Annotated in this window: 12 protein-coding genes; 4 read left to right on the plus strand and 8 right to left on the minus strand. The window is 68.1% G+C overall.

All coding sequences use genetic code 11. The features are described 5' to 3' along the window. Positions 1-70: 70 nt before the first annotated feature. Positions 71-2,308 carry an FtsX-like permease family protein gene (locus ACFV15_RS01575; protein ID WP_378348173.1) on the minus strand — a complete coding sequence of 746 codons (2,238 nt, stop codon included), beginning with the start codon at positions 2,306-2,308 and terminating at the stop codon, positions 71-73. Next, entirely contained in the window at positions 2,305-2,970 is a 666-nt protein-coding gene (locus tag ACFV15_RS01580; protein WP_378348174.1) for an ABC transporter ATP-binding protein, read from the minus strand. Before ACFV15_RS01580 ends, ACFV15_RS01575 begins: the two co-directional genes overlap by 4 nt. A 213-nt stretch (positions 2,971-3,183) precedes the next feature. On the opposite strand from ACFV15_RS01580, the gene ACFV15_RS01585 reads away from it, so the two are divergent. The 3 genes from ACFV15_RS01585 to ACFV15_RS01595 are packed head-to-tail and all read left to right on the plus strand — an operon-like array spanning position 3,184 to position 6,937. After that, positions 3,184-4,959, plus strand: coding sequence for a sensor histidine kinase (locus tag ACFV15_RS01585; protein WP_378348175.1), 1,776 nt, complete (start codon positions 3,184-3,186; stop codon positions 4,957-4,959). Further along, positions 4,956-5,609, plus strand: a complete 654-nt coding sequence (locus ACFV15_RS01590; protein WP_378348176.1) for a response regulator — start codon at positions 4,956-4,958, stop codon at positions 5,607-5,609. Before ACFV15_RS01585 ends, ACFV15_RS01590 begins: the two co-directional genes overlap by 4 nt. A 14-nt stretch (positions 5,610-5,623) precedes the next feature. Continuing rightward, complete coding sequence (locus tag ACFV15_RS01595) at positions 5,624-6,937, plus strand: amidohydrolase family protein (protein WP_378348177.1); 1,314 nt, start codon at positions 5,624-5,626, stop codon at positions 6,935-6,937. Between the two features lie 127 nt (positions 6,938-7,064). Here the strand turns inward: ACFV15_RS01595 and ACFV15_RS01600 are convergent, their stop codons facing one another. The 6 genes from ACFV15_RS01600 to ACFV15_RS01625 all read right to left on the minus strand — a co-directional run bounded on the left by ACFV15_RS01600 (position 7,065) and on the right by ACFV15_RS01625 (position 18,998). Further along, the gene (locus ACFV15_RS01600) at positions 7,065-7,751 is read right to left on the minus strand and encodes an SDR family oxidoreductase (RefSeq protein WP_378348178.1); all 687 of its coding nucleotides are present in this window, start codon (positions 7,749-7,751) and stop codon (positions 7,065-7,067) included. Then, positions 7,748-9,481 carry a hypothetical protein gene (locus tag ACFV15_RS01605; RefSeq protein ID WP_378348283.1) on the minus strand — a complete coding sequence of 578 codons (1,734 nt, stop codon included), beginning with the start codon at positions 9,479-9,481 and terminating at the stop codon, positions 7,748-7,750. The genes ACFV15_RS01600 and ACFV15_RS01605 overlap by 4 nt, the downstream gene beginning before the upstream one ends. Before the next feature lie 36 nt (positions 9,482-9,517). Continuing rightward, the gene (locus ACFV15_RS01610) at positions 9,518-10,093 is read right to left on the minus strand and encodes a hypothetical protein (RefSeq protein ID WP_378348179.1); all 576 of its coding nucleotides are present in this window, start codon (positions 10,091-10,093) and stop codon (positions 9,518-9,520) included. A gap of 35 nt (positions 10,094-10,128) precedes the next feature. Next, positions 10,129-15,147, minus strand: a complete 5,019-nt coding sequence (locus ACFV15_RS01615; protein WP_378348180.1) for an SdrD B-like domain-containing protein — start codon at positions 15,145-15,147, stop codon at positions 10,129-10,131. 409 nt (positions 15,148-15,556) lie between these two features. Beyond that, positions 15,557-17,647, minus strand: coding sequence for a PhoX family protein (locus tag ACFV15_RS01620; protein WP_378348181.1), 2,091 nt, complete (start codon positions 17,645-17,647; stop codon positions 15,557-15,559). 133 nt (positions 17,648-17,780) lie between these two features. Next, positions 17,781-18,998, minus strand: a complete 1,218-nt coding sequence (locus ACFV15_RS01625; RefSeq protein WP_378348182.1) for an MFS transporter — start codon at positions 18,996-18,998, stop codon at positions 17,781-17,783. Positions 18,999-19,082: 84 nt separating this feature from the next. On the opposite strand from ACFV15_RS01625, the gene ACFV15_RS01630 reads away from it, so the two are divergent. Continuing rightward, complete coding sequence (locus ACFV15_RS01630; protein WP_378348183.1) at positions 19,083-19,721, plus strand: HAD family hydrolase; 639 nt, start codon at positions 19,083-19,085, stop codon at positions 19,719-19,721. The last annotated feature ends 51 nt before the right edge of the window (positions 19,722-19,772 follow it).

Here is a 19,772-nt window from a genome sequence, read left to right on the forward strand (position 1 = left end):
CACTACCCAGGTGGGATAAAGCCCGCCGCGGCCCGGTCGCCCTCCCCCCGATGAGAAGGCGACCCGGCGGTTACTCGTCCGCCAGCGGTTCCGCGCGAACCCGCTTGAGCGCGGGCGTGCAGACCGAAGCGGCGAGCAGGGCGACCCCGACGCCCAGCACGATGGGTGCGGCGAGCCACGGGCTCAGCACCACCGGTCCCTCATTGGCCAAGCTGAACAACCCCACCCCGACGAGCGTGCCGATCACCCCGGCGCCGATCGTCGCGACCATGGCGGGCAGCGCGGCCTCCATCCGCAGTGCCCTCGACAGGACGCTGATGGGCGTGCCGGCCGCGATGAGCGCGCCGAAGGTGCGACGGCGGTCCATGACCGAACCGGCGGTGGCCACCGCGGCACTGGCCCCGGCCAGCATCGCGGCCACGATCAGGCCGATCACGGTCACCCGGCGCAGGTCGTCGAGCTCGGTCTGCTGCCGATCGAGCTTGCCCTCGCGGCTGTCGACCTGAGCGCCACCGGCGGCGCCCGCCAGTGCGGTGCGGACGACCTCGCGGTTACCCGTTCCCGGCACCACGACCGTGGACTCTGAGTACTGGCCGTACGTCAGGTCCTTCGGCACCAGCGCCGGGTCGATGACCAGCGACGTGAAGATCTGCTGGCCGGTCGCGTTGATCGTCTTGGCCGTCGCGGCGCCCACCAGCGGCACCCCCTGCTTCTCCGAGTCACCCGAGACCTTGGCGTTCTCGACCTTGGCCGGATAGGTGCTGAACAAGGCAGGCGAGCCGTCGCAGCCGCCAGGCACCTTGAACCGGGTGAGCGCCTCGATCTGGGAGCACTCGAGCACCAGCGCGGACCGCTTCGTGCCGTCGGCGGTGGTCACGAAGACCTTCGGCACCGAGACGGCGCGCTCGGGCTGGCCGTACTTCTCCAGCGAGGCGTTGGTCTTTTCGGTGACCTGCGCGGCCTCTTCCGGTGCCACCTCGACAAAGAGCACGGAGTCCTGGAACGGCAGGGAGCTGCCCGCCAGCGACTCGAAGCTCGGCAGCAACGTCAGCGCCATCGATCCGGTGAACACGGCGAGCACCACCCCTGCGGATGCTCGATACGCGCCCTTCGGATCGTCGCGCAGCCTGCGCCCGGCGAGCAGCGCCGACGGCTTGCGCCAGATCCGCACGAACGTCCCGCCGACCCCGGAGGTCACCCACGGGCCGACCAATGCCGCGGAGCCGACCAGCAAGGCCAGGCCGAGGAAGATGAACTGCGGGCCGTCCACGTCCCGCGCGGTGAGGATGGCGATCAGGAAGACGGCACCCGCCGCGGGCAGCGCGAGCAAGCGCCACCAGTGGAGTGGCTTGCGTGCGTGTGACGCCGCAGCGCCGATCGGTGTCGACAGCACCCTGCGCATGCTGATCACGGCGGCCAGCAGCACCAACGAGACCAGGCCCGCGATCAGCGCCGCGGTCACCCCGATCGGCAGGTTGAAGTCGCCGGACTGCCAGGTCCCGCCGTCCCACGGCACGAAGGTGGCCAGTCCGTGCAACGCGGGACTGAGCAGCAGGCCGAGTGCCGCGCCGCCGATCGCGGACAACGCCATCTCTGCCGCGACGATCTTGGTCACCTGCCCCGGTGTGGCGCCCGCCAGCCGGAAGGCCGCGAGCCGCTGCTCACGCCTGGCGGCGGTCAGCCTGGTCGACGAACCGACCAGCACCAGGCTCGGCACCATCAGCACGATCACGCCGACGCCTGCGAGCAAGGTCAGCATCGGGTCGGCCGACGCCGTGCCGTGCTTGAAGCCCGCCACCGCCGTCACCGATTTCGGCATGGTCTCCGGGGTGTGCCCGACCAGCGCGACGAGCTGTTCCGGGAAGCGCAGCGCCTCGTCGCCGAGCGCGCCTGCCAGCTGCGGGCCGAAGCGGTCACCCAGCTGGGACAGCGGGAGGTCGTGGATCAGCCTGCCCAGCCCCGGCGAAACCAGCGTCTCGCCTGGCGCGGGGAACTTGGGCACACCTGGCGGAAGGTCGACAGTGGTCCAGCCGTCTTTGAGTGCCACGTCCACACGCACGAACTTCTTGCCGTTGACGTAGTCGGTGCTCTTCGCGAACAGCAGGTGTCCCGTGCTCCCGCTCGCCGAGCCGTAGTCCTTCTCCATCCAGACCGCACGGCTGTCGCGGGCCTTCGTCGCGAAAGGGAGGGCCACCAGCAGCAGCACCAGCGCGGTCGCGATGGCGACGCCGACCGCGGTCAGTATCGCGGACGTCCTGGTACGGCGGTCGACGCGCAGCACGCGCATCGCGAGTTGGAACGAGTTCATGCCGGGACCCTCGTGGCGATCAGGCCGTCCCTGATGGCGACGGTGCGCGGCATCGACTCGGCGATCTCGCGGTCATGCGTGACGACTATGACCGCGGCGCCGGAGTCGGCGGCGGCGACCAGCAGCGCGTCCATGGTGGCGCGGCCGGTGCGGGTGTCGAGCGCGCCGGTCGGCTCGTCGGCGAAGATCACCTTCGGCCGGTGCGTCAGCGCGCGAGCGATGGCGACGCGCTGCGCCTCGCCGCCGGAAAGCTCACCGGGCCTGCGGCCTTCCTTGCCCTGTAAACCCAATCGGGTGAGCCATTCCCTGGCACCGGAAATGGCTTCCTTGCGCGAGGTTCCACCCAGCAGCCTCGGCAGGGCGACGTTCTCTTCGGCCGTCAGCTCGGAAACGAGCATGCCCGACTGGAAGACGAAGCCGAACTCACTGCGCCGCAATTCGCTGCGCTTCTTCTCGCCGAGCTGGTCGATCCGTTGCCCGGCAAGGTAGATCTCGCCGGCGTCGGCCTTGATGATGCCCGCGAGCACGTGCAGCAGTGAAGTCTTGCCTGAACCGGACGGGCCGACGATGGCGACCGCGTCACCAGGTGCGATGTCGATGTCGATACCGGCGAGCGCGTGCTGGTCGCCGTACCGCTTCACCAGCCCACGTCCGGAAAGCACCGGCGCACTGTCCGTCCGAAAAGGACTTTGTGGCTCCACCACGTTCTCCTCGCTTGGTGTGGAAACTGACTGGCGAAAGCCTCGCGGAGATCGGCACCTGTCCACTTCGGGCAGACGGCCAGGCCTCGGCCGCCCGATATCGGCCGATCGGCCGAGTCAGAACGAGCCGTCCGGCCAAGGTGCGCGAATGGCGTAATCAACTACCTTCACATCGTGCCGGCTGAAAAAGACCTGACCGTACGTGTGATCGACGCCGTACGGTGGCTCGGGCTGCCCGGAGTGGTCCTGCTGGCCGCCCTGCTGACCGACCTCGCGATCATCGTGCCCGCGGCGTTCGACGACCTCGGGCCACCGGGTATCGACCTCTGGGCGGTGCCGGGCATTCTGGGGCTGACCGCGTGCGCGCTGTGGGCGCGGCTGCGGCCTGGGCCCGCCGCGTTCGCGGGCGCCGCGGTGCTGGTGATCTCGTCCGTGCTCATCCGGTACAACCACGCGCCGCTCTACACCACGCTGCTGACTCACATCTCGTTCGCGGAAACCGTCGCGGGCTGCGAGCTGGTGTTCTATTCGGTGCGCCGCCTCAAGCCGGGCCAGGCCTTCGCGATGGTGAGCTCGCTGGTGGTCGCCTGCCTGATCGCCGTCATCGGACGCGGCAGCAACCTGACGCCGGGTCAGCTCATGGAATCGGCCGTGTTCGGCGCGCTGCTGCTCGGGCTGTCCGTGGCCATCGGCTTCCAGGGCCGGACCGAGCAGCAGCCCACCACGGTTGTGAAGCCCCGCGACCCGGATTCGGTCTCGACGCTCGCCCGCGAGCATTGGCCGATCATCGGCATCCTGTCGCTGATGCTGTTCTTCGAGCTCGCGGCCGGGTTCGAAGGTGGCGGGCTGCGCACGCTGCCGATCATCGTGTGCTCGATCGGGGCGGCACTGGCCGCGCTCTACTCGACGCGGTATCCGGTCCGCGCGTCGGTCGCACTGGCCATGGTCATGGCCGTCTCAGCGGTCGCGACCCCGTTCCTCCGGCTCGGCACCGGCTACCCGATCCAATCGGGGATACCGATCACCCAGGTCGCCGCCGGGTTGATCGCGGTGGTCTTCCTGATCCGCTACGCCCAGCAGCGCAGTGCGTGGCTCTGCATCGGGCTGCTGAGCACGGTCGTGGCGGGCGCGGTGATCATCAACGCCGATCCATGGGGCAGGAGCTGGCGGCGGATGCTCGACCCGGAGCGGCTGCAGCCGTACGTGGTCGTCGCGGTGCTGACGCTCGGTATCGCCGTGGCCATCGGGTTGTTCCTGAAATCGCGGGACTCCGAGCGCAAGCAGGTGGTCAAGTCCGCGGTCACCGACGCGCAGACCTCGGAGCGGATGGCGCTGGCCCGTGAGCTGCACGATGTCGTCGCGCACCACGTGACCGGGATCGTCGTGCAGGCGCAGGCGGCCAAGATGGTCGGTGAGCAGAGCCCGCAGGTCGCGCTGGAAGCGCTGGACCGCATCGAGAACGCGGGCACCGAAGCGCTCGCGGCCATGCGGCGTCTCGTGCGAAGCATGCGTGGCGACGCGCCTGCCGGCAGCACCGACTACACCGAGCAGGCCACCACCGATCTCGCCGCCGACCTGCGAAACCTCGTCGAGTCGTCCAACCACGGCGTGCCGACGCGGCTGGACCTGCGCATCGACCGGCAGCTTCCGCATGAGGTCGGGCGCTCGGCGCTGCGGCTGGTGCAGGAGTCGCTGACGAACATCGGCAAGCACGCCACCGGCGCCGAGCTGGCGACCGTGGTGGCCGAGATCAACAACGGCAAGCTGTATCTGCGGATCACCGACGACGGACACGGCACCAACCAGCGGCCCGCCGGTGGTTCCGGGGGCTACGGTTTGATCGGCATGCGCGAGCGCGTCGAGCTGCTGCACGGCGAACTCGTCGCCGGACCGGGGCCGCTCGGCGGCTGGAGCGTTGAAGTGTGGCTACCGCTTGAAGGAGAAGAGTGACCATCCGGGTGCTGATCGCGGACGATCAGGAAATGGTGCGGATGGGGTTCCGCATGATTCTGTCCGCGCAGGACGACATCGAGGTCGTCGCCGACGTGCCGGACGGGATCTCCGCCGTGGCCAAGGCCCGCGAGCTGCGGCCGGACGTGTGCCTGCTCGACATCCGCATGCCGGGGCTCGACGGGCTCGAGGTGACCAGGCAGCTGGCCGGGCCGGAGGTCGCCGACCCGCTGAAGGTGGTCGTCGTGACCACCTTCGACCTGGACGAGTACGTGCACAAGGCGCTGCGCAACGGCGCGAGCGGCTTCCTGCTCAAGGACGCCGGGCCCGCGCTGCTGATCGAAGCCGTCCGCGCGGCCGAGCGCGGCGACGCGCTGGTCTCGCCGCAGGTCACCGTGCGGCTGCTCAAGCACTTCGACGGCGGGCAGGCCAAGCGTGACGTCGCGCCGCCGAGCGAGCCGCTGACCGCGCGCGAACTCGACGTCGTGAAGGCCGCCGCGCGCGGGCTGACGAACACCGAGATCGGCGCCGAGTTGTTCATGTCACTGTCGACGGTGAAGACGCACCTGGCCGCTGTCCAGGGCAAGATCAACGCTCGCAACCGGGTGGAGATAGCGGCTTGGGCCTGGCAGTACGGGGTCATGGACTGACTAAGCTCGTGGCCATGTCACGTCGATTCCGAGCCCCTGTTGTCCTGCCCGCCGACCCGTCCTGTTCGCTCCTGCGCGATGCGGTGGTGGACGTCGACGACGATGGCCGGATCTCCTACGTCGGCACCGCGGCGGACGCACCCGACGCGGCCGGCGCCGAAGTCGTGCAGCTCAGCGGCATCCTCACGCCCGGCCTGATCAACACGCACGCGCACAGCCCGATGGCACTGCTGCGCGGCATGGGCGGCGACCTGCCGTTGCTGCGCTGGCTGCAGGAGATCATCTGGCCGGTCGAGGCCAAACTGGTGCCGTCCGACGTCAGGACCGGCATGCTGCTCGGCTCCGTCGAGATGCTGCGCCACGGTGTCACCACCAGCGCCGAGATGTACTTCGAGGGCGAGCAGATCGCCGACGCCGCGTTGACCACCGGCAGCCGCGTGCTGATCGGCCCGCCGGTGATGGACATCCCCGGCATGGATTGGCGCGCCCAGCTCGCCGGCATCGACGCCTGGATCGACGCCGACGGCCTCCGCTTCGGCGCCGGCGACCGCGTCGAGCTGACCTACGGCCCGCACTCGGCGTACACGCTGAGCGAAGAGGCCTTGCGGCTCACCGCGGAGTCGGCGAACTCGCGTGGCGCCCTGGTGCAGATCCACGTCGCCGAGGCGGCGAACGAGGACGAGCACGTCCGCAAGGAGCACGGCTCGGTCCCGCTGCTGCTGGAGAAGGTCGGCATGCTCGCCGGTCGTGTCGTCGCCGCGCACGCGATCCACCTGTCCGACGAGGACATCGCGCTGTTCGCGAAGTACGGCACCGGCGTCGGCCACTGCCCCGGCTCGAACGCGAAACTCGCCTCCGGCTTCTCGCGGCTGATCGACCTGCGCAACGCCGGCGTCAACGTCGGGCTCGGCACCGACGGCCCCGCGTCCAACGACGACCTCGACCTCTGGGAAGAGATGCAGCTGGCGCCGATGTTCCAGCGCCTGGTCAACCAGGACTCGACCATCCTGACGGCGGCCGACTCCTTCCTGCTCGCCACCCGCGGCGGCGCGAACACACTCGGCCGTGACGACATCGGCGTGCTCGAAGCAGGCCGCTGGGCCGACATGGTGCACATCGGCACCGACGGCCCCGCGTTCTTCGCGGGCCTCGACGTGCCGGACGAGCAGCTGATCTCGAACTTGGTCTGGGCCTCGGGCTCGCGCAACGTCCAGGACGTCTGGGTCGCGGGCGAACAGGTCGTCGCCGATGGCGAGTCGACCCGTGTCGACCGGGCCAAGGTCCAGGCGGACGCCAAGGAGCTTTCGGCTCGGCTCCGGTCGGCTTAAAAAAATCCCAATGTGGCATTCGTCAGGTCCTGGCCTCCCAATGTGGCTTTTGTCAGCTCAGAGCTGACGAAAGCCACATTGGGGGTTCGAAAACTGACGAATGCCGCATTGGGATTTTTTTCCTGGGTCAGGCGAGGCCTGGGCGCAGGGTGATGTCGGTCAGGTGGGCGTCGCGTGAGGCGGAGACGGCGGTGAGGACCGCGGTGGCGACCGAATCCGGGCGCAGGTAGCGGGAGGCGTCGTAGTCGAAGCCTTCGTCGGCCACGATGGCCTGCTGCATCTCGGTGTCGGTGCGGCCGGGGTAGATCGAGGTGACGCGGAGGGTTTCTTCCTCGGCGCGCAGGGCGTCGGCGAAGGCTCGGACCGCGAATTTGCTGGCCGCGTAGGGGGCCCAGCCCGCGCGGGCGTTGAGGCCTGCGCCCGAGTTGATGATGACCACGTGGCCGCGGGCGGCGCGCAGGGCCGGCAGGAGCAGGCGGGTCAGTTCGACGACCGCGAGGGTGTTGACCTCGAAGTTCTTGCGCCAGGCGGAGACGCCCGCTGACTCGATGGTGCCCAGGTCGGCGACGCCTGCCGAGTGCACGAGCACGTCGAGCGAGGTGATTTCCGCCGCGCGGGAGGCCAGTGCGTCGAAGTCGGTGAGGTCGACCTGCCAGGGGGATGCACCGGGGAGCTGGCCGGCGACGGTGGCGAGCGCGTCGGCGTCGCGGCCGCCGAGCAGGACTCGGTGGGTTGGTTCGAGCTGGTGGGCGACGGCTGCGCCGATGCCTCGGGAGGCGCCGGTGACCAGTGCGAGCGGGAGATCCGAAGTCATGACGTAACCGTAGATATGCACTTGCGGGCTTGTACCGGGTCCCGGTCGAAGCGGATGCCGCCTCGGGTGAACGAGCCGGTCAGGTTGGTCATGAAGCGGTCGAACGTCAGCGGCGCGCGGACCGATTCGAGCAGTTCGGCGAGCTGTGGGCACCGCAGCGCGTCGCGGGCGGCTTCGATCTGAGACGGGCTGAACGCGCTCGCCTGGCCGGTGCGGTCGAGCCCGCCGGACGCCGAGTCACCCAGGTCCCATACCGAGGGCGGCAGCCGCTTCTCGTGGCCACTGCGGCCCGAGTTGACCACCGAGGAATGCGCGCCGAGCACCGAGGCGAGTCCGTACTCGTCGTGGATCCACACGTCGAGCGGGACGAGCAGGCCGAGCGCGCCCATCGAGTCCGGCGCGATGGTGGTGTGCGGCCGGAACGTCGGGTAGCCACGCCAGCCCGACCCGGTCCGCACCAGCACTTCGGGCCCGCGCGCTTCCCGGAACGCCTGGAGCTGCGCGGGCATGCCAGGGTAAGCCGCATAGTCCTCGGCGAGCACGGGATGGTCGACGCCGGTGGCCCAGGTCCAGTAGCCACGCTCGTCGGTGATCGCGGTCGCGGCCGGGTGATTGAAGTACGGCACGCGCAGCGAGGTACCGGCGACGACCGCCCAGGCGAGCACGCCGATCAAGGGCGACACCGTCCAGCGCGTCACCGGGAACACCATCACCGGCAAGAGCAGGCAGAACAACGCGGGCAGCAGCATCCGGCCGTGCATGAAGTCGCCGCCGACCCGCGTGACGTACAGGGCGAGTCCGGCTGCGGCGAGCACCGGCACGGAGACGAGCACCGCGAATCGGCGGCCCGGCTTCGCGACCCTGCCGAACAGGCCGAGAGTCAGCGTGACCAGCAGCACCGGAACCCAGAGCGCGTATGGGCTGGTCAGGTCGAGAAAGTACGTCCAGCCACGGTCCCACTGCGCGGCCGAAGCCTCCTTGGCGACGGCCGTATTCGGCGTCACGAGACCGTAGTAGCCCATCCGGAAGACCTGGTAGACGACCGGCAACGCGCCCGCGGCCAGCAGCCAGCCGCCCGTCGTCTTCCACCCGCGCCAGCACAGCACCAGCAGCGCGCCGAACGCCGCCGCGCTGAACAACGCCAGGTCGGGGCGGACCAGCGGACCGAGCCCGACGATCAGCGCGGCGGGCCACACCCGGAGCAGGTTGTCCCGGTCGTAGCCCGCGCGCACGAGCAGCCACCAGCAGCCGCCCAGCCACAGCGAGATGAGGCCGGTTTCCAGCCCTGACGTCGCGAAATCGTGGAACGGCGGCAGCGCCAGCACGATCAGCGCGCCGGCGGGGGCCATCAGCGTGAACCCGGCCGGACGGTAAAGCCTGCGTGCGCCATCCATGGCCAGGAAAAGCCCGGCCAGCGCGAAAACGAGGCCGGTGACGACCGAGATCCACTCCAGCCGAAAGGGCAGCAGGCCCACCACCGCGAGCACGGCCGTCCACAGTGGACTGGTGTTCGCCTCGACCCGCTCGCCCGCGTTGAAGACCGGCCCGTTGCCCTCCCAGAGCTGACGGACCGTGCGCAGGACGATGAGTCCGTCGTCGCTCATCCAGCGCTGGCGCCACGCGAAGATCGCGAACAGCACGAGCACCAGAACAGTGCCGACCGCGGCCCACCACCGATAGTCCGGTGGGGTGTCCTCCTCGATCGGCACGACCGTCGCGCTCGAGTGCATGGTCACGCATTGTCGTTCACCCATGAGGACGGCCCGCTAGTGGGCCAGTTGCCGCACCGCGTAATCGGTCGAAACGGAGACCGCGCTGTACGTCGTGAGGTACTCCTCGGAGGGCTCGGCCCAGGCCACCGCGACGGCGAGCCGGACGGATTCGCCCGGCTCAAGCCCAGGTAGACGCCAGATCAGCCGTGCGGGCTCTGCCATTTCGACCGTGAACTCGTCGAGCTCGTCCACCCACCGGCCCGGCATGTGTTCGCCCGACTCCGCGTCCTCGCGCACGCTTTCGAAGTCCGGACCACCGAGCGTGACGGCGACGTCGGCGGTCTCGAAGGTGAACGCGGCCAGTCGTTCGCCGGTGTCGTAGTCACCGACGGCGTCGTCGGGAATGCCGGTCAACGCGGCCGTCAGCGTCACCTCGGGTACCGGTTCCCGCGCGACGACCTGCCATACCGCGGCCCACAGCGTCACCGGCGGGAAGTGCGCGGGAAGGTCCGGCTTGATCGGCCCGACGCGCAGGTCCACCTGTGCCTTCCCGCCACCGAGGCGGCACGAGAAGCCGACCACGCCGAGCGGGGTCTCGATGACATCAAAAGAAAGCGGGCTTTCCTCCACATGCCAAGTGTGGAGGAAAGCCCGCTTCGTCGCCGTCAGCCGCGAGTGCGGCGCCGGATACCGACGGTCAGCACGAGGCCGCCCGCCAGCAGTAGCGCGCCGATACCGGCCATGAAGCCGATCGGAGCACCGGTCTTGGCCAGGTTCTTGCCCGGCGTGGTGCCCGGCTCGGAGTGGCCACCGATCAGGCCCGCGTCGAGCGTGAGGTCTTCACGCTTGGCAACGCCCAGTTTCGTCACCGGCGTGCATTTGCTCGCCGGGTCCATCGCGGAGTCCTTGCCGTTGTGCCTGGCCGCGTCGGCCTTGGTCGGCGCGTAGCCCTGGTACTCGGCGGGCAGGCTCGTCAGGTCGAAGCAGACCTGGTACTCGCCGTCCTTCAGGTTGTCGAACAGGTACTTGCCCTGCGGGTTGGTCGTCGTCGACGAGACGACCTCGCCGCCGACCTCCTTCAAGATCACCTTGACGTCTTCGACGCCGGGCTCGCCTTGATCCTGGATGCCGTTCTTGTTGGTGTCATACCAGACGAAATCGCCGACCTTGTTGACCGGAGTCACCTTCGGTTCGACGAGCCCGGCGTCGAGTGTGAGGTCTTCACGCTTGCCAGGGCCGAGCTTCGTCACCGGCGCGCATTTGCTCGCCGGGTCCGCCGCGGAGTCGGTGCCGTTGTGGCTCGCCGCGTTCGGTTTGGTGAAGGTGTAGCCCTTGAACTCGCCTGCCACCTCGAAGCACACCTGGTAGCTGCCGTCCGGCAGGTCGCCGAACACGTACTTGCCGTCCTTGTCCGTGGTCACGGACTTGTCGGTGTCCTTGAGCGTGACCTTGACGCCAGGTGCGCCCTTCTCGCTCGGGTCCTGGATGCCGTTGGCGTTGGTGTCTACCCAGACGTAGTCGCCGAGCCGGTTGACCGGCGCGACGATGCCCATGTCGAGCGTCAGGTCCTCGCGGTTGCCGGCGCCGAGCTTGACCGGCTTGGCACAACCTGTCGACATGTCGGCATCGGAGTCCGCGCCAGGCTTGGTGACCTGGTAGTCGGCGTATTGACCGGGCAGGCCCTTCAGGTCGAAGCAGACCGTGTAGGTGCCGTCCGGCAGATCGCCGAATCCGTACTTGCCCTGCGCGTCGGTCACCGTCGACTTGTCGGTGCCCTGCAGCGTCACCTTCACGCCCTGCACCGGCGCCTCGCCGGGGCTCTGCAGGCCATCGCGGTTCGCGTCGACCCAGACGTAGTCGCCCAGCTTGTTGACCGGCGCGACGAGACCGGCGTCGAGCGTCAGGTCCTCACGCTTGGCCGCGCCGAGTGTCGTCGGCTTGGCGCACCCGGTGGCCGGGTCCGCGTCCGAGTCCTTCGCGACGTCGCCGCCGCCGAGCTTGGTCAGCGTGTGGTCCTTGACCTCGAAGCAGACCGTGTACGTGCCGTCTTTGAGGTTGTCGAGGAGGTACTTGCCGTCCTTGTCCGTGGTCGTCGTGACGTCGGTGCCCTGCAGGGTCACCTTCACGCCCTCGACGCCCGGCTCGCCGGCGTCCTGCAGCCCGTTCTTGTCGGTGTCGATCCAGACGAAGTCACCAAGGCGGTTGACCGGCTGGATGAGACCGGCATCGACCGTGAGGTCCTCGCGCTTGTCCTGGCCGAGCGTGACCTCCGGAGTGCAGCCGGTCGCGGCGTCGGCGTCCGAGTCCTTGGTCGCGTCACCCGCGTTCGGCTTGGTCACCTGGTAGCCCGCGACCGCCTGCGGCAGCGCCTTGACGTCGAAGCAGACCGTGTACTTGCCGTCACTCAGGTTGTCGAAGAGGTACTTACCGTCGGGACCGGTGGTCGTGGTCAGGTCGGTGCCCTTGAGGGTCACCTTCACACCCGGCACCGCCGGTTCGCCGGAGTCCTGCAGGCCGTTCCTGTCGGTGTCGGCCCACACGTAGTCGCCGAGCTTGTTCGGCGGCGAGACGAGACCGAGGTCCAGGGTCAGGTCCTCGTGCTTGTCGGCGCCGAGGACAAGCGGCGGAGCGCAGCCGTCGGCGCCCGCGTCCGAGTCCTTGGCGTCGTCGCCACTGTCCTTTTTGGTCACCTGGTAGCCGGTCACCGCGGCAGGCAGCTTCGCGATGTCGAAACAGACCGTGTAGGTGCCGTCGTCCAGGTTGTCGAAGAGGTACTTGCCGTCCTTGTCGGTGGTCGCGGTCTTCCCGGCGCCCTTCAGCGTCACCGTCACGCCGGGCACCGGAGCCTCGCCGGAATCCTGCAGACCGTTCTTGTTCGCGTCGATCCACACGAAGTCGCCGAGGCGGTTGACCGGCGCGATGAGACCGGCGTCCAGCGTGAGGTCTTCACGCTTGGCCACGCCGAGCGTGGTGACGCCGGTGCAGCCGGAGGCCGGGTCGGCGTCGGAGTCCTTCGCGACGTCACTCGCGTTCTTCTTGGTGATCTGGTAGCCGGCCACCGCGGCAGGCAGCTTCGCGATGTCGAAACAGACCGTGTAGGTGCCGTCGTTGAGATTGTCGAAGAGGTACTTGCCGTCAGCGCCCGTGGTCGTGCTGACATCAGTGCCCTGCAGCGTCACCTTGACGCCCTGGACGCCGAGTTCGCCAGCGTCCTGCAGGCCGTTCTTGTTCGTGTCGATCCAGACGAAGTCGCCGAGCTTGTTCGGCGGGGAGGCGATGCCCGCGTCCAGTGTGAGGTCTTCGCGCTTGGCGGCGCCCAAGGTGGCCGGCTTGGCACAGCCGGTCGCGGGGTCGGCGTCCGAGTCGGACGCGACATCTCCGGCGTTGACCTTGGTCAGCTGGTGACCCGTATACGGCGCGGGAAGGTTCGTGGTTTCGAAGCAGACGGTGTAGGCGCCGTCCGGCAGATCCGTGAAGAGGTACTTGCCATCGGGCCCGGTGGTCGTGGTGAAGTCGGTGCCCTTGAGGGTGACCTTGACGCCGGGCACGCCGGGCTCGCCGGCGTCCTGCAGGCCGTTCTTGTTCGTGTCGGCCCAGACGAAGTCGCCGAGCCGGTTCAGCGGCGGCACGACGCCGAGGTCCAGCGTGAGGTCTTCGCGCTTGCCCGCGCCGACGGTGGTGGTCGGCGTGCAGCCGGTGGCGGCGTCCGCGTCGGAGTCCTTCGCGTCGTCGCCACCGTCCTTTTTGGTCACTTGGTGGCCCGCGAAGTCGGCGGGCAGGTGCGCGACGTCGAAGCAGACCTTGTAGGTGCCGTCGTTCAGCTCGGGGAAGAGGTACTTGCCGTCCGGCCCGGTGGTCGTGGTGGTGACCAGCGTGCCGCCACCGTCCTGCAGGGTCACCTTGACGCCGGGCACGCCAGGTTCGCCGGAGTCCTGCAGGCCATTGCGGTTGGTGTCGACCCAGACGAAGTCGCCGATCTTGTCGGGTGGAGTGATGATGCCGCCGTCGAGCGTCAGGTCCTCGCGCTTGGCCGCGCCGAGCGTGGTGCTCGCGGTGCAGCCGTCAGCACCGGCGTCGGAGTCCTTGGCGTCGTCGCCACTGTCCTTTTTGGTCACCAAATAGCCCGCGTACTGCGCGGGGAGGTTGGCCAGGTCGAAGCAGACGTTGTAGGTGCCGTCGTTCAGATTGTCGAAGAGGTACTTGCCGTCCGCGCCCGTGGTGGTCGTGGCGGTGGCGGCTCCTTTGAGCGTCACCTTGATCCCCTGGACGCCGGGCTCGCCGGAGTCCTGGAGGCCGTTCTTGTTGGTGTCGGCCCAGACGAAGTCGCCGAGCCGGTTGACGGGCGGGGTGAGCCCGAGGTCGAGCGTCATGTCCTCGCGCTTGTCGGCGTTGAGCGTGGTCTTCGCCGTGCAGCCGTCAGCACCGGCGTCGGAGTCCTTCGTGTCATCGCCCGCGTCCTTCTTCGTCGGCTTGTACTCGGCGACCGCCTTCGGGAGGTTCGCCACGTCGAAGCAGACGGTGTAGTCGCCGTCTGGCAGCTTGTCGAATAGATACTTGCCCTGCGCGTCGGTGGTCTTGGGGGTGCCGACGTCCTTGCCTGCCCCGTCCTTCAGCGTGACCTTGACGCCGGGCACGCCCGCTTCGCCGGAGTCCTGCAGGCCGTTGCGGTTGGTGTCGACCCAGACGAAGTCGCCGACCTTGTCGATGGCGGGCGGCGTCTTGACGATGATGGTCGCGGTGGCCGTCTTGTCGCCGAGCTTGTCACCGTTCGCCGAGGTCACGCCGGAGACGGTGACCGTGTTGACGTGGCCGTCGTCGTCGATGGTGACGTTCGGGTGATCACAGGTGATGACCTGGTTCTTGCCACCGTCCAGCGTCGCGATCGGCGCAGGTTGCGTCGCGCACCACGGGTCGTCGACCTTGAGGTTCTTCAGCTGGACGCTGCCCTCATTGGTCACCGTGATGCGGTACTTGGCGGTCTGCCCCGCGGTGATCGTGGCTTTCGGTCCCCAGGCGCCGGTGGCCGGGTCCTGTACTTCCTTCTTCACCGAGTAGGCGGCGAGCTGCAGATAAACGCAGTCCCATTTGACCCAGTTGTAGTTCGTTTCGGCGAAGAACCGGACCGAGGTCGCCGCGGCGGGCGCGGTCGACGCCGGGAAATCCTGGCGTGCGACCTTCTTGTCGGTGTTGACGTCGTGCGTGACTTTCAGCTTGTTTTCCAGTACGACCTTGTTGGCCGCGTCGTAAAAACGCAGACCGGTGAACTGGTTGTCACCGGCGCGCGAGAGGTTTTCCGCGTGCGTTCCGGTGAAGTCGGTGAGGGTGTAGATACCGCCGGGCACGAATTTCTGCGCCTGGTACGCGGTGCTGACCATCTTGTCCGGCGTCTGGATCAGCGCGTAGGTCGCGCCGTCGGACGGATAGGTGCCATCGGTGTAGAGCTTGGGAATCTTGTTGCTCGGCGTGCCGTTCGGAACGGGGGCCGCGCCGGTGAACGTGTAGCCCGTCGGCGCGGTCTTCGCTCCGCCGACGACCTGTTCCACACTCGGGTTCGGCGCGATGTTGCCGACGCCGGCGCACCCTGCCGGGATGACGGGTGGCGCCGCGACGGCCGCCGTGGCACCGGCCATGGCCGAGCCGAAGACAAGCGCCCCGGCCGATAAGGCGGCGAGTGCTCTTTTCACCTGACAACTCCAAGCTCTAGAAAAACAGGTGGAAACCACAATGAAAGCTATTCCCCATTCTCGGTACGCGAAATCGCTGAACGGAGTGCGCCGGTAGCACAGCGGTGGTCGATTCGACACCCGAAGATCAAATCGCTCAATCGTGCGGGGAGCGCTCGGAGTGTCGGCCATTCGCGGCTGCGCAAACAGGAATCATCTTGCGTTCTTACCCGAACTGGGTAGCCCGTTCAGGGGACGCGGAAAGTAACGGTGTCGCCCACCGGATTCACAGGCGCTCAGGAGTCGCGGTTCGTTCCGGCAGAGCGTGACGGAACGGAGGGGTGCTCACTCGCCCAGGGGACGCTCACCCGGGTAAAGCAAACGCCGCCGAGGAAACTTCCTCGGCGGCGCCTGGGTCGAGCTTGTGGGACTACCGTTCGCCGATGCGTCCGACGAGACCGAAATGCCCCTTCTTCCACACCGCGACGATCGAAGCACGCGGCTGCGAAGTGCCGCCATCCGGCCAGTGCGACTGCGGGTCGGCCGAACTCGGGGCGTCTTCACCAGGATGCTGCACCGCCACCAGCACAAGGTTGTCCCTGACAACGGGACCACAGGTCTCCGCGCCTGCCGGAACGGTCAGGAACTGTTTGACGAAGCCACGTTCCGGGCCTGCGACCGGAACGGAGAACAGACCGTCGTTGTTGCCTGTGGCGTTTCCGTCCGTGGAGACCCACAGATTGCCGCGTGAGTCGAAAGTAACGTTGTCGGGACAGGAGATCGGGCTGACCTTGTCCTTGGGATAGCCGCCGTAGTAGGTGTCGGCCTCCTTCGGATCACCACAGACCAGGAACAGCCGCCAAGTGAAGCGCGTCGCCGCGCCATCGCCACAGTCCTCTTCGAGCTCCAGCACTTGACCGTTCTTGTTGGCCTTGCGCGGAGCCACTTCCTCGACGCCGGGCTTGCCGGCCGCACCTCGGTCACTGTTGTTGGTCAATGCCGCGTAGATCCGGCCGTTGACCGGGTTCGGCTCCACGTCCTCCGGGCGGTCCATCTTCGTGGCGCCGACCTTGTCGGCAGCCTGCCTGGTGAAGACGTAGACCTCTTCCGCGGTCATACCGTCCACAAAGGACTTGTTGCCCGCGGCGAGCGGGATCCATTCGCCGACACCGTCGAATTCGCCGTCGGACGGCAGTTTTCCGGTGCCGATCTCGGCGGCCGGGCTGTCGCCGGTGAACTTGGCGACGTACAACGTCCCGTCATCGAGCAGCGCGGAGTTGTGGCGGCGGATGTGCGCGCCGCTGCCCTTCTTGAACTTTCCCTTGGACACGTACTTGTAGAGGTACTCGAAACGCTCGTCGTCACCGGTGTAGGCGGCCACTCGGCCGTCTTCGGTGATCTTGATGTTCGCGCCCTCGTGCTTCAGCCTGCCGAGCGCGGTGTGCTTGATCGGCGTCGAGTTCGGGTCGTTCGGGTCGATCTCCACGATCCAGCCGAACCGGTTCGACTCGTTGGGCTCCTTGGAAACGTCCCAGCGCTTGTCGAAACGCTCCCACTTGCGCGTGCTCTCACCGGCACCGATGGCGTAGCGCTTGAGCCGCGCCGAGGTGACCGGATCGGTGACCATCGCCGAGTTGGCGAAGTACTGGTGGATGTTCTCCTCGCCGGAAAGCACAGTGCCCCAAGGGGTCACGCCGCCGGAGCAGTTGTTCTGCGTGCCGTGCACCCAGCGGCCCTCCGGGTCGACGGAGGTCTTCAGGTACTTCGAACCGGCGGCCGGGCCACGCACCTCGAAGACGGTGTTGAGCGTGATGCGCCGGTTGTACTTGCTCGGAACCACTTTCAGGCCACCGTGCAGTGGGTCGCGCACGGCCTGCACGACCGAGAGGCCGTGTGCCGCCCAGGCGATCTTGACCTGTTCTTCTGTCGGGTTCTTCGGGTCGTACTGATCGGCGGGAAACATGTGCAGCTCAGTGGTGTATTCGTGGTTGCACACCAGCAGATTGCGGATGCCCAGCGCGTCTTGCGGGATTAGCGCGGTGAAGTCGTTGTTGTAGCCCCACTGCTTCTCTTGCGCCGCCGCGGTCTGGTTGCGGAAGTCGAACTTCGGCGCGCCCGCGACGACAGGGTCGCCCCAGCGGATGACCACCTGCTGCGCGTAGCCGGGCGGAATGGTGACCGCGTCGAGCTTGTTCGGCGCGACCGGGTCGTAGTCGGTGCCGGGGATCGGCCGCTCCGGACGCTTGACCGCGGCTTCGGTGTCCGAAGTGGACGCGGCAGCCGCCGTACCCGTCAGCGCGGTCAACCCGCCTGCCGCGGCGGCCACGACCGCGCCTGCCTTGAACGCGCCGCGGCGCGAGATCGCCGCCTTGATGACGTCGCCGAAGTACTCGTTGTCCGAGGTGTTCGGCTCGGGGTGCGCGCACGCGTTGCCACAGCGGTACTCGCAGGTGATCGGCGATCGACCACCCGGGTGGTGGGACGTGAACAAGGGCAACGGCCGCCCAGGCTCGAAGGACACAAGACCTCCAGGGTCACTCAGTCGGGGAACAAAGCGACGTTAAGCGTCCCAAACGTGGCAACCCCGACATTTGGGTGAACGGTGGATGTACAACCACGAATGGCGGTACATCACACAGTGCACACCTGGTTCGTCAGAACTCTTCCCCGACCAAGATCGCTTCCTGAGGAAGAACGTGCTGGTCAGCCACCCGCTCCTTGACCGCGAGGAGCGCACCGGCGATCACGCAGAGTACGGCCGATACCACGAACGGGGCATGCGGCGAGCCGAACCACTCGGCGACATGTCCCACAAGCGTGGCGGCGACGGCGCCACCGAGCCAGCGGCAGAAGTTGTAGCCCGCGCTCGCCACCGGACGCGGCGCGTCGCTGATGGACATCGCGGTCCCGGTGAACAGCGTGTTCAGCAGACCCGAGACCAGCCCGCTCACGATGATGCCGACGACCAGCACCGGCTTGCTCGGAATGGCCATGACCAGCAGCAACACCGCGTACCCGAACACGGCGACCGTGGTCGCGTGCCGCTCGCCGAGCCTGACGGCCAGCTTCGGCGCGAGCGCCACACTGGCGAAGGCGACGCAGAGTCCCCAGCCGCAGAAGATCAGTCCGACCGCGACCGCGCTGAACCCGAGCACGAACGGCGACCAGGCCAGCACGGCGAAGAAGGCCGCCGTGTACAGCGCGGACCCGAGCGCGGTACGCAGCAGCCCAGGGTGGCCGAGCGCGCGGAACGGGTCGAGCAGCTTGACCGGCTGCCGCTTTTCGCGGGCGTCGCTGGTCAGGAACACGGCGCACAGCACGAGCGCGCCCGCCATCAGGATCGCGGTGCCGAGGAACGGCCCGCGCCACGAGATGCTGCCGAGCAGCGCGCCCAGCAGCGGCCCGACCGCGAGACCCACGCCGAGCGCCGCCTCGTAAAGCAGGATCGCGCCCGCTTGCCCGCCGGTCGCCGCGCCGACGATCACCGACAGCGCGGTCGCGATGAAGAACGCGTTGCCGAGGCCCCAGACCGCCCGCAACCCGACCAGCTGCTCGATCGAGCCCGCCGCCGCGCACAGTGCCGTCGCGGCCACGACCAGCGTCAACCCGACGAGCACGGTCCGCTTGGCGCCGAACCGCGCGCTCGCCGCGCCGGTGACCAGCATCGCGACGGCCTGGATGCCCAGGTAGGAGGAGAACAGGAGCGTCACCTGCGAGGGCGTGGCATGCAGGCCCTTCGCTATCGACAGCAGGATCGGATCGACCAGCCCGATCCCCATGAACGCGATCACGGCGGCGAACGCGGTGATCCAGACTTGCCGGGGCTGACCTTTGATGGCGTCCAGCAGATTCGAGTGACCAGGTGTACTCAACGTGCTCTCCCTTCTTACTTAGCCATGCTAACTAATATTAGTAAGCATGGCTAAGTAATTCGGGTCACCCGGTACCGTGCGCCTATGGATGCAGTGGTCTTCGACCTCGACGGCGTGCTGGTCGACTCCGAGCAGATCTGGGACGAGGTGCGCCGCGCGTACGTCGCCGGGCACGGCGGGACCTGGACGGATGAGGCGACTCGCGCGCAGCAGGGGATGAGCACGCCCGAGTGGGCGGAGTACCTCGCGGGCCTGGGCGTTTCGCTGCCCCCGGAGCGGATCGCCGAAGAGGTCATCGAGCGGATGGTCGCGCGATACGCGGCAGGCCCGCCGGTGATCGCGGGCGGACCCGAGGCGGTCAGGGCGGTGGGCGCGGCCTATCCGGTGGCGATCGCGAGTTCGTCGCCGCAGGTGCTGATCACGTCGTTCCTGGTCGCGACCGGACTGGAAGACCTGGTGAAAGTGGCGCTCTCGAGCGAGAAAGTCGCCAAGGGAAAGCCGGCGCCCGATGTCTACCTGGAGGCGACGCGGCTGCTGGGCGTCGACGCTTCGCGATGCGCGGCCGTCGAAGACACGACCAATGGGCTCAAGGCGGCGCTGGCGGCGGGGATGACCGTGTACGCGGTGCCAAATCCCCACTTCCCGCCGGACCCGGCCGTCCTCGCGCAGGCCGCGGCTGTTCTCGGGGAGATCGGCGAACTGCCGGGCATCATGGGGTTGTGAGGCCAGGGTCGTGAGCGTTGGGGGGGGGGGGGGTAGGCGCGCCCAACAGCG

The organism is Amycolatopsis sp. NPDC059657 (genome assembly GCF_042734395.1).
In the GTDB taxonomy this organism is placed as follows: domain Bacteria; phylum Actinomycetota; class Actinomycetes; order Mycobacteriales; family Pseudonocardiaceae; genus Amycolatopsis.

Bases quoted from the DNA above. Each gene is read 5' to 3' on its own strand.
- ACFV15_RS01605 (WP_378348283.1), bottom strand. From the start codon at position 9,481: ATGCACTCGAGCGCGACGGTCGTGCCGATCGAGGAGGACACCCCACCG.
- ACFV15_RS01595 (WP_378348177.1), top strand. From the start codon at position 5,624: ATGTCACGTCGATTCCGAGCCCCTGTTGTCCTGCCCGCCGACCCGTCC.
- ACFV15_RS01600 (WP_378348178.1), bottom strand. From the start codon at position 7,751: ATGACTTCGGATCTCCCGCTCGCACTGGTCACCGGCGCCTCCCGAGGC.
- ACFV15_RS01575 (WP_378348173.1), bottom strand. From the start codon at position 2,308: ATGAACTCGTTCCAACTCGCGATGCGCGTGCTGCGCGTCGACCGCCGT.
- ACFV15_RS01630 (WP_378348183.1), top strand. From the start codon at position 19,083: ATGGATGCAGTGGTCTTCGACCTCGACGGCGTGCTGGTCGACTCCGAG.